We start from the raw sequence: 10350 nt of genomic DNA, 5'->3' as shown, positions 1-10350 counted from the left end.
GCGGTCGGTGCTGTCAACAGGGGACCTGCACGGTGAACGTGACCGTGGCGACGCACTGACGGCCGATCGTGGGCCGGGCCTGGCGACGGGACTGCTTCTGGGCGTCGTCGGTGCCGACGATGACGTCCCGGTAGGAAGCGACCATGCCGTGGTCTATGCCGCCCATGAGACGAAGGAAGACCTCCTGCGCCTGAGGGTCGTCGGCAAGCCGGTCGTACAGCGCGACGACGGTGCGCATGCGGTCGAGCGGGGACTTCTTCGAGGACACCGAGGTACCTGCGCTTTCACTTTCGTGGAACGTTCACGAGGGAATGGTGCGAGGTGGTGCGGGGAGGAAACCGGGCCCATGGAGCTCCGGGGAAGATTCGACGCGCAGGCGAAGAAGGGGCTTCCTCCGATGTGCAAGGCGGTGCGGTGATACAGATTGCAGATTCCCGAGTCGCGCAGCGGGACCGCTGCCCCTTGCCCCCTGATCCGTCGCGGCGCACCGCAAGCAGAAAAGAAGATGCAACTATCCCCAAGGAAATGGGAGTTGCTCATGATGCGCCTGCAGCTTCCGCAGTCAAACTCAAGCACGATCATGCACCCGCACGCAAGCGGTTCACGGAACCCGCATCACCGCCAACACGCAGGAACTTCTGAATGGATTCTGGGGCAAATGGGACGGAATCCTAGGGTTCCTTTTCGAATCGCCGGACGACCAATCCAAGACAGGAGCCCGTCTTGTCAAAGAACTTTTGACAAGTGATCACCATGTCAACAGCAGTCGGGTACCGTGGCTCTCACCAGTGGACCGAGTGGAGGCAGGTGGGAAGTGAAGGCTGCTGAGGACTTCGGCCCCTGGCTGGCACGCCAGCTCAGGTACGCCGGGAAGAGCCAGACCGATCTGGCGGAGGAGCTGGGCCTGACCCGAGCCGCCGTCTCGGCCTGGATCGTGGGCCGCTCGGTCCCCCGGGACGAAACCATCCGACGCATCGCCGAGGTGCTCAAGACCGATCTGGAGACCATCCACACCCGCAGCGTCGATACCCAGGCGGGACTGCCTGTCTCCTGGTACCACCGACCGGCCCATGTCGACGGCGGCCGGGAATACGGCAACGCCGCAGCATTCGCGTTCGAGGCCGACGTCTCGGTGCTCGCCCGCGAGGCCACCCAGAACAGTCTCGACGCACGACTTGACTCCACCAGGCCCATCCGGGTCCGTTACACCCTGCACGAACTCACCGGCGAGGCCCTCGCCGGCTTCCGCGAGGCCATCGAATGGGATCGGCTGCTCCCGCACTACGAGGCGCTCACAGCCGACAGCGGCAAGCAGAGCAAAGTCTCTCGCACGATCGCGGCCGGACTGCGCGACATGTACCAGCGCGACCGCCTGCTGTTGCTCCGCGTGGACGACTACCACACCACGGGCCTGACCGGCGGGGACTACGACGACGGGCTCTTCGCCGCCGTCGTACGCCGACAGCTCGACAGCCACAAGAAGGACCCCGGCGCAGGCGGCTCCTACGGCCTCGGGAAGGCCACGCTCTGGGCCACCAGCCGACTCGGCCTCGTACTGATCAACTCCACCCTCTCCGAACCCCACGAGGGTCGCACCGAGCGCCGCCTGATCGGTCGGCTCGACCTTCCCTGGCGAGAGGTCGGCGGCAGGCAATTCGCGGGCCCGGCCTGGTTCGGACGTCCTGACCCCGACGCCGGGTCCACCGACGTGGCCCGCTCGTGGTGGGCCGACAAGGAGACAGTCGAGAAGCTCTACCTCGCCCGCGAGAATACTGCCCCTGGCACCTCCTTCCTCATCGTCGGTGCCCACGACGTCGCCAGCCTGGCGCCCGTCAGCGGCACCCTCGGCGAGGAGGAGGGCACCGAGGACGACGACTCCGTCCACCGCATGCACGCTCGACTCGTCGACGCCCTCGGCCGTAACTTCTGGGCTGCGATGACCGGCGGCGGCGATCATCAGCCACACCTGGAGGCATACGTCTGCGCCTATCGCAACGGCGAGAGGCTCATCGCCGACGAGCGCGTGGATCCGGCCGTCACCCAGCCCTCCCGCACCCGAGCCCTGCGCACCTTCCTGGAGGGCAACGCTGTCGACCGTCTCACCGCGCCAGGTCAGGTCGCCCGCGCCGTCGTGCAGTTGAGCGTGCCTCTGCACGGCGGTCAGGTGCGCGGCGGCGTGCCTCACGAGGCGATACTGCTGGTCACTCACGCCGAGGACGCCGATGGCCGCCCCAACCGGTTGGTCTCCATGCGGGGCAACCGCATGACCGTCAAGGACAGCACCGTCACCAATGTCCCGATAGGCACCAACCCTTTCCAGGCCATCCTCCTTGCCGGCAGAGCGGCGGGGCAGGACGCCCCCGGCGCCGAGGCCGCCGAGGAGTTCCTCCGTGCCTCGGAACCGCCCGAGCACAACAAGTGGGGCCAGACCGAGGAACTCCGCCTCACCTACTCGCCCTCCGCCCACCGACGCATCGCCGCCCTGACCACCGCTGCCAACAATTCGGTGCGCGACCTGGTCGCCGTACCCCGGGGCAAACGCCGCAGCGGCGGAGAAGCCAAGATCGCCGGCCGGCTCAAGGTGGGCGGGAGCGCGAAGAAGCCGCGCCCCACCAGGGCCGCGGCAGTGCCCGAGCTGGACAACGTGGATGCGCTGATCGACGCGACCGGAGCCTGGTCGGTCACCGTCGACCTGCGGGTGTCGGCGGGTGTCGACACGGACCGTCCGGTCACGCCGATCGCCAAGTTCGACGTACGCTCGGGACCCCGTCCCGCCGCGCCGTGGAAGGAACTCGTCGCCATCAGCGGCTGCGCGGTCGTCGACGGGGCCCTGCATCTGACCCCGGGCAACCGCAAGGTCGTCTTCCGGGGCATCACCGACGTGTCCCGCCATCCGGTCCGGGCTCAACTCTCCGGTCTCGTGGTCGAACTCCGCATCGGAAAGGGGGAGCAGGCGTGAAGGTCTACCCCTACCGACGGCTCACCGGCAACGTGTCCTGGCGCGTCGAGAGCGCCCAGCTCAAGGCCGAGGGCGAGCCCTGGGAGGACGTGGAGACCAAGTACGTCTCCTCCGTCGAGCGCGTCGTGGCCCTCGGCCCCGACGAGGACCGCCCCGACTGGGCTCAGGCCCGACTCCGCCTCTCCGCCGGCCTCCCGGCCAAGGCGGTGGCCCCGGCAGAGCCTTGGCAGGACGTCAAGGTCGTCGCCGTGCTCACCGAGCGCGCCACCAACTCCCGCACGGCCGTGGAATTGTCCCCGATCTCCGACGACGGCCGCGAACGAACCGGCGAGCTGTACATCCACCGCTGCGACCTCCTCGACCGCGCCTCGCTCGCCGTCCATGTCGTCGCCACGGTGGACGGCGTCCCGGGCCGGGTGATCGCCACCTCCGACGTGGAGTGGTTCGTCGACGTCATCGAGGCCGCGCCCTCGCTCGCCCGCGAACTCGGCGTCAAGATGACCGGCTTCACATCGGGAACGAACCGGCTCCAGCGCTTCAAGGACTCCCCCTGGCTGGTCGACACCACCGGACGGATCCCTGCCGTACGCGTCAACACCGACTTCGACGGACTCGGCGACCTGATCGGCTCGGAGGGCGGCAACGGAGCGGAGAAGGCTGTCCGGGAACTTCTCCTCGCCCAGATGTGCTCGGAGGTATGGACCGCCGTCTTCCACTCTGCCGTCGGCGACCTGGAGATCGAGGAGGACGGCACCCCGCTGTTCCCGCACGGCTGGCAGGGCGAGGTGCTCCGGGAGATGCTCCCCGACGTGTACCCGGACCGCGAGCCGGAGAGCGCCCTGCGCGAAATCCATGCGGCCCGCACCAGAGCCTCCGCCGCCGGCTGGGGAGAGCTCCAGCCGCGCATCCACTTCGCCGCCTCCCGGCGCGCAGGCGTCCCCCGGACGCTCTCTGCCACCATCCGCGACCTGGAACGCCTCACACAGGGGAACGACGCATGACCGAGCGGCCCAGCCACCTCCCGGAGCACCTCGCCCTGCTCCCGAACGCCGAGGTGGCAGAATTCCTCACCGAAGGACTGCTCACCGGCCGCGAGGACGTGCCGAGCATCAAACTCAACCAGGTCACCGAGCCGCTGCCGCACACCGACCGGCGTGGTGATCTCCGCCCCGTCCGGGAGCTGGCCGAGGATGCCATGGCCTACTGCTCGAGCAACGGGCTCAAGGCCACCCAGGCCGACGCCTGGCTTGCTCCCCGCCTGCATGCGGCTCTCCGTCTCACCCGCCGCGAAGCGGCCGACGCCGGCATCTGGAACTACCTCGCCCTCGGGGTCGCCCCGGACTACGTGGTCTGGCGGCACCTGCCGGAATCGAAGAACGGCAAGGTCGCCAAGGTGGCCGCCGAGCGATTCCGGGGCCAGTACCACAAGCAAGCCTTCGCGCGCCTCTGGTGGGCCGCCGAGCTCTTCCGTGACGGCCCGGACTACGAGCCCGTCGTCACCGCATGCGGCAACCAGGACATTCTCAACACCGCCCTGCGCATGTCCGTGATCAACCACCGGCCCACCGCACAGGCGATCGTCCGACTGGTCGAGAAGGGCGTGGTCACCAGTGGTCGTGAAGTGAACGCCCTGGCCGGAGCCGTCAATGCCTCCGCCGCGACGCTGATGTACGACGTGATCGCTCCCGACGCCGAGCGTGAGTCCCGTCCGCTGCTCGACTGGATCGACGAGGCCGAGACCGCCCGCCAGGTTTCACGGCAGAACCTCCCGACCGGTCCCGACGAGGAACCGGCGCCGGAACTCTCCGTGAGCACGCTGGTGGACTACTTCACCGACCTCTTCGCGGGCGCGCCGGTCCGGGGGCGGGGCGACTTGGAGGCGGTCGAGAGGGAGGACTGATCCTCGGGCTTCGGGCAGTCGGGACCGCAACCGTCCGGAGCCCCGCACCCTATCTTGCGGAGTGTGGCGTAATCCTCGCTCTTGGGGTCGAGCGTGGACCACTTCTCCCGCAGCCCTTCTTCCTGGGGAGACGGCAGAGCAAGTGCAGCCGCAAGCACGTGCATCCCGAACAGCGGGGGCACGGCATTGCCCACCTGCTGCGACCGATCACCTCCCGACCAGGGGTAGTTGGGGGGGAAGGTCTGAAGGATGCCGGCCTCGGGGATGGTCAGGCGGTCCGGGTCGTGCGGGGCGCCGTTCAGGTGCTGAACCGCATTGCGAGAAACTTTCCCGGTGACGGTGAACGAGGGCTGTCGGTCCGTGCGGATACCACGGTTCTCCGGCTTACCACCACTGCCGTAGTTCGACCTGATCTGGAAGCGAGACTTCCTGCTGAGCACTTTCCCCATGTGGACCCAGGGGTCGGGCACCTTCCGCGTCGTCCCGATGGGCAGCTCGGTTTGGCCGGCGGCATCCCGTGCCACTGCCTTCTTGTCCTCGGGGCCACCCTGCTTCGGGTTGTGCGGGTTGAAGGTGTAATGCGTGGCCGGGGGAAGGGGAGGAACACCGTGCTTGGCCAGGCGCGCGATCAGGATCGTACGGCGACGCGTCTGGGGGACGCCGTACGCCTCGGTGCGCAGGGTCTCAACCTCGGCGACCTCGTATTTCACGCGCGCCCCACCTTTGCGGGGCAGACCTTCCCTCAAGGCATTCCGGTAGACCTCCCAGAGGCCCTTGACCTGGGGCACCTGTTCCAGAACGATCACGTCGAACGGTCGTTCCTCCCGGCTCGGGCAGCCAAGAGCCTTGATCGCGTAACGGAGCGGTTCCAGGACGAGAGCTGTTCTGGAGTCGCCGCCCAACTCCTCCAACCGCTCGTCGAACTTCTTGTCGCTCTCACCCTCCATCAGTGCATGGACGAGCTCCTCGACCTTGCTCAGGGCCTCTCGCCCCGCGCCGTTGCCGGCCACCGAATAGGTCTGGCACGGTGGCCCACCGGCCAGCACATTCAGGTCCGAAGGCAGTTCCTCGAACTTCTCCCGACGCACAGCACTGACATCCGCATGCCACGTCGGGAGCCCTGCCCTGTACCGTGTCTCACAGGCGTTCTTGTCCCACTCGATCCCGAGCGAGGGAATACCGAGCATGTGTGCGGCTACGTCAAGACCGCCCGGACCGGCAAAGAGGTCCAAAACGTAAGGCTTCTCGAGGAAGCTGGAGTCTGCGTCCGAGCTGGTCATGTGGCGAAAGTTTAGCCTGCGGCGATCGGTGCGACGCACAGAGTCGCCCCGGCCCCTGCACCGCCTCACCACCATGAGGGATTCCGCAGGGCCAGCACTGATCGACTGCGACGTGGTCGCATTGGCAGGCCACTGCAACGGTGCCGCAAGCGGAGCCGATGACAGTCGGACACTCATTGCTCACATGCCGCAATCAGGCGTGGCCCGACCCGGAAGCACCTGGCCCCTCTCCATGCTCCCCACAACCGCGACGGCCACGCCCGCCTGCCCGCGGGTCGCCCGCGATGCGTCGATACCGTCCGCATCGCCTTCGCCACGGCCGAGAAAACAACGATGCACTGCCGGACCGACCGCCCCGGGAGCGCCATATCCGGCTCGAGTACCGACTGCGACAGCTACGGTCCCTCACCCTGGCAGCTGCTTCACCCACCGCGTCGACCCGCAGGCATAGCTGCGGCCATCTTACGGCCGCCCTTAAAGGAATACGAAGAAAGCCCGCCTTCGCATCACTGCGAAAACGGGCTCCCACCTGCAATTATGCAAGTCGGGACGGCGGGATTTGAACCCACGACCCCTTGACCCCCAGTCAAGTGCGCTACCAAACTGCGCCACGTCCCGGTGCTTGTCCGGCCCGGGCTTCCGCCCTTGCCGACCGCGCATGAGAACAATACCGCACCGCGGACGGTGGTCGCGCACACCTTTCGCGTCGTCGGGGCGGGCGGCGGTCCACCCCCTCGGCCTCGCGGTTCCGGCCTCCTCCCGCCCCTCGGCCCCGCGTCGGCCCGTGGGGCGGTGTTGACCCGGGGGCCGTGGGGCGTGCGACCATCGGCCCCGGCCGTAGCCGGAGCCCCTCGCGGCTCCCACAACTCCCCTGACGCAGGAGGACAGTTGGATACGAACGCGCGGAGAGTCTCGCGGCGCGGATTCCTGCAGACGGCGGCCGGGACCGCCGTCGTGGTCGGGGCGGGGGTCGCGCTGCCCCTCGATGCCGCGGTGGCGGCCGGGCGGCGGGGAGTGCTGTCGTTCACCGGGGCCACCAACGGCGCCGGGTCGCTCTCGCCCGCCGGGGACCGGCTGGTCGCCGAGGTGCAGAACGTGCTGTGGTCCGTCCCCCGCGAGGGCGGCGAGGCGGTCGCGATCACGCCCGTGGACCTGGAGCCGACCCGGCCCGTCCACTCCCCCGACGGCCGGCGGCTCGCCGTCTGCGCGTACCGGGGCGGTGGCTTCCATCTGTGGACCCTGCGGACGGACGGGTCGGGGCTGCGGCAGCTGACCGACGGTCCCTGGGACGACCGGGGGCCGGCATGGTCGCCGGACGGCGGCCGGATCGCCTTCGCCTCCGAGCGGGACGGCGACCCGGTGGCGGGGAGTCCGTACCGCGTGTGGGTGATCGACGTCCGGAGCGGCGCACTCACACGGGTGACGGGGCTCCCGGGCCAGCAGGGGCCCGGGCAGGACGGGGCGTGGGAGGACTTCGACCCGGTCTGGTCGCCCGACGGCAAGCGGCTGCTGTTCGTACGGGGCCGGGTCGTGGCGGGGGCGCTCCAGGCCCGCGCGATCGTGTCCGTGCCGGCCGACGGGCGGGGGCCGGTGCGCGCCGAGCACACGGAGGCGGCCGCCGCGCAGGTGATGACCCCGGCGGTGTCGCCCGGCGGGCGGCTGGCGTATCTGCGGGTCACGCCCGCGCCGGCCGCCTCCTCCACCCTCGTCGTGGACGGGGTGGCCGTGCCGGTCGACGGGGACGTGGCGCCCGTGCCGCCCCGGTGGGTCTCGCACGACGAGCTGTTGCTGACCGTGAGCGGGCAGTTCCGCATCGTGCGGCCCGGGCCGGCGGCCAAGGGGGCGCGGCCGGCCCCGGAGGCGCCCGCCGACTCGCTGCCGCACCCGTCGGCGGCGCCCGCGCCCACGCCGCCGGCGGCGGCCGTTCACGTCACCACCATCCCCTTCACCGCGAAGCTGCCCGTCGACCGGCCGCGCTACGACGTGAAGCGCTACGACTTCGGGGGCGGCGGTGTGCGGCCGGTGCGCGCGCTGCATCTGCCGGCGCTCTCCCCCGACGCGCGCCGGGTGGCGTTCGCCGCGCTCAACTCGCTGTGGGTCGCGGACGTGGCCGGTGGCCGGGCGCCCCTCCAGGTGGTCAAGGGCGGTCCCACCCGGTACGTGCTCGCCCCGTCCTGGTCTCCCGACGGGCGGGCCCTTCTCTACGCGGACGACCGCGACGGGCTGCTGGCCGTACGCCGGCACGACCTGACCTCGGGCGAGGAGAGCGTGCTGGCCGACGGCGGGCGCGTCTTCCCCGCCCTGTCGCCGGACGGGGGCCGCCTCGCCTGCCTGGACCTGTCCGGGAACCTCGTGGTCCGGGATCTGGCGGCCGGTGCGGAGAAGATCCTGGCGGCGCCGCTCGGCGCGGGCGGGCTGCCGGGGCGGCCGAGCTGGTCGCCGGACGGCCGGTTCGTGGCCCTGTGCGACCGCAACCGGCTGAACCAGCGGTTCCGGGAGGGGTACAACCTCATCCGCGTCGTCGACGCGGCCACCGGTGCCGCCCGGCTCCACGCGATCGCCCCGCACGTCTCGCTCTCCGACCGCTACGACTCCGGGCCCGTCTGGTCCCCCGACGGCCGCTCGATGGCGGTGATCAGCGAATCCGCGCTGTGGCTGCTGCCCGTGCGGGCCGACGGGACGCCCGACGGCGCGCCGCGCCGGCTGACGGACGAGGCGGCCGACCACCCCTCCTGGTCCGCCGACGGGCGCCACCTGCTCTACCTCTCCGCGGGGCGGCTGCGGCTGCTCGACGTGCCGGGCGGCTCGGCACGCACGGTCCCCGTCGCCCTCGACCACCGGCGGCCCACCCCCGCCGACGCCGTCGTGCACGCGGGCCGGCTCTGGGACGGCACCGGCACGACGGTGCGCGAGGACGTCGACCTGGTCGTGCGCGAGGGCCGGATCGCCGCCGTGGAGCCGCACCGGGCCCGGCGGGCGGCGCGGCGACGGATCGACGCCTCGGGGCAGACCGTGGTGCCCGGCCTGTGGGACGCCCACACCCACCCCTGGCAGAGCACGTACGGCGGCCGGCAGACGGCGCTGCAGCTGGCGTACGGGATCACCACGGCCGTGTCGCTCGGCGGCTTCGCCTACGAGCAGGCCCGCCTCCGGGAGGCCGTGAACGCCGGTGCCCTGGCGGGGCCGCGGCTGCTCACGACCGGCGAGCTGCTCGACGGTTCGCGCGTGGCCTACAGCATGGGCCGGGCGCACGGCAGCCGCGAGGCGCTGCGCCGGTCGCTGACCCGTGCCGCGGCGCTGGACTGGGACTTCGTCAAGACGTATGTGCGCGCGCCGGGTTGGGTGATGGAGGAGGCGGCCCGCTTCGCGCACGAACGCCTCGGGGTGCGCGCCGGCAGCCACCTGTGCTCGCCCGGCGTGCAGCTGGGCCAGGACCTGACGACCCATCTCCAGGCCACGCAGCGACTGGAGTTCGGGCACGCCGTGTCGGCCACGGGTCGTTCCGCCCAGGACCTGGTGGAGATCTACACCGGCACCGACTTCCGTCTGGTGGCCACGATCTTCACCTCGACGCCGCTGCTGGGCGCCGACCCCGCCCTGGCCGAGGACCCCCGGGTCACCCGGATGATGCCCCCGTGGGACGTGACGGTGGTCCGGCAGACCGCCGCCGCGGCGCCGACCGACGACCAACTCACCGCGCTGAGCCGGGAGATCGACGTCTACCGGCGGGTGCTGGCCGGCGGCGGGATCGTCGCCCTGGGCACGGACGCCCCGCTGGTGCCGGTCGGCCTCTCGCTGCACCTGGGGCTGCGGGCGCTGCACCGGTACGGGCTGTCGCCGGCCCAGGCGCTGAGCACGGCGACCGTGCTGGCCGCGCGGGCGTACGGCGCGGACCGCGACCTGGGCACGCTGGAGGCGGGCAAGCTGGCCGACGCCACGGTGATCGACGGCGATCCGTTCAGCGACTTCGACACGCTGGTGCGGACGACGTCGGTGCTGCGCGGCGGCGTCCCGTACGAGCAGCGCGACCTCGTGGGCGCGTACGAAGGGGCCGTCGTGCCCGCTCCGCGCCGGGGCGCGCGGAACGAGGACTGGCTGGAGGTGGGGCGGCAACTACGCCGGGACTCCTGCTGCGACATCGACCACCTGCTGGACCACCTGGGCCGGCCGTAGGGGCGGGGGCCCGCGTCCCCGGTGCGCGGGCCCCGCCG

Annotated in this window: 6 protein-coding genes and 1 tRNA gene; 4 read left to right on the top strand and 3 right to left on the bottom strand. The window is 70.9% G+C overall.

What is annotated here, in order from left to right; genetic code table 11:
- Positions 1-13: 13 nt before the first annotated feature.
- Positions 14-268: a hypothetical protein gene (locus AC07BS_RS04255; RefSeq protein ID WP_478930119.1), complete on the bottom strand. Its 255-nt coding sequence runs from the start codon at positions 266-268 to the stop codon at positions 14-16.
- 546 nt (positions 269-814) lie between these two features.
- Between AC07BS_RS04255 and AC07BS_RS04250 the strand changes: the two genes are divergently transcribed.
- Genes AC07BS_RS04250 through AC07BS_RS04240 form a run of 3 tightly spaced genes read left to right on the top strand, consistent with a single transcriptional unit; the run spans position 815 to position 4859 of the window.
- Positions 815-2959, top strand: a complete 2145-nt coding sequence (locus tag AC07BS_RS04250; RefSeq protein ID WP_478930117.1) for a helix-turn-helix transcriptional regulator — start codon at positions 815-817, stop codon at positions 2957-2959.
- A complete protein-coding gene (locus AC07BS_RS04245; protein ID WP_478930116.1) occupies positions 2956-3960 on the top strand; it encodes a hypothetical protein in 1005 nt (334 codons plus the stop codon). Before AC07BS_RS04250 ends, AC07BS_RS04245 begins: the two co-directional genes overlap by 4 nt.
- Entirely contained in the window at positions 3957-4859 is a 903-nt protein-coding gene (locus AC07BS_RS04240) for a DUF6339 family protein (protein WP_478930114.1), read from the top strand. The genes AC07BS_RS04245 and AC07BS_RS04240 overlap by 4 nt, the downstream gene beginning before the upstream one ends.
- Here AC07BS_RS04240 and AC07BS_RS04235 read toward each other — a convergent pair.
- Positions 4784-6139 carry a DNA cytosine methyltransferase gene (locus AC07BS_RS04235; protein ID WP_478930112.1) on the bottom strand — a complete coding sequence of 452 codons (1356 nt, stop codon included), beginning with the start codon at positions 6137-6139 and terminating at the stop codon, positions 4784-4786. The two genes, AC07BS_RS04240 and AC07BS_RS04235, sit on opposite strands and share 76 nt — an antisense overlap.
- Before the next feature lie 544 nt (positions 6140-6683).
- Positions 6684-6757 (bottom strand) — tRNA-Pro (locus AC07BS_RS04230).
- Positions 6758-7027: 270 nt separating this feature from the next.
- Here AC07BS_RS04230 and AC07BS_RS04225 point away from each other — a divergent pair.
- Positions 7028-10312 (top strand): amidohydrolase family protein, encoded by a 3285-nt coding sequence (locus AC07BS_RS04225; RefSeq protein ID WP_478930110.1) that lies wholly within the window; start codon positions 7028-7030, stop codon positions 10310-10312.
- Positions 10313-10350: the final 38 nt, after the last annotated feature.

It is taken from the genome of Streptomyces sp. NPDC044063 (assembly GCF_056434285.1).
The sequence above is the reverse complement of the archived record's forward strand: the minus strand, read 5'-3'. Positions and strand labels throughout refer to the sequence as shown.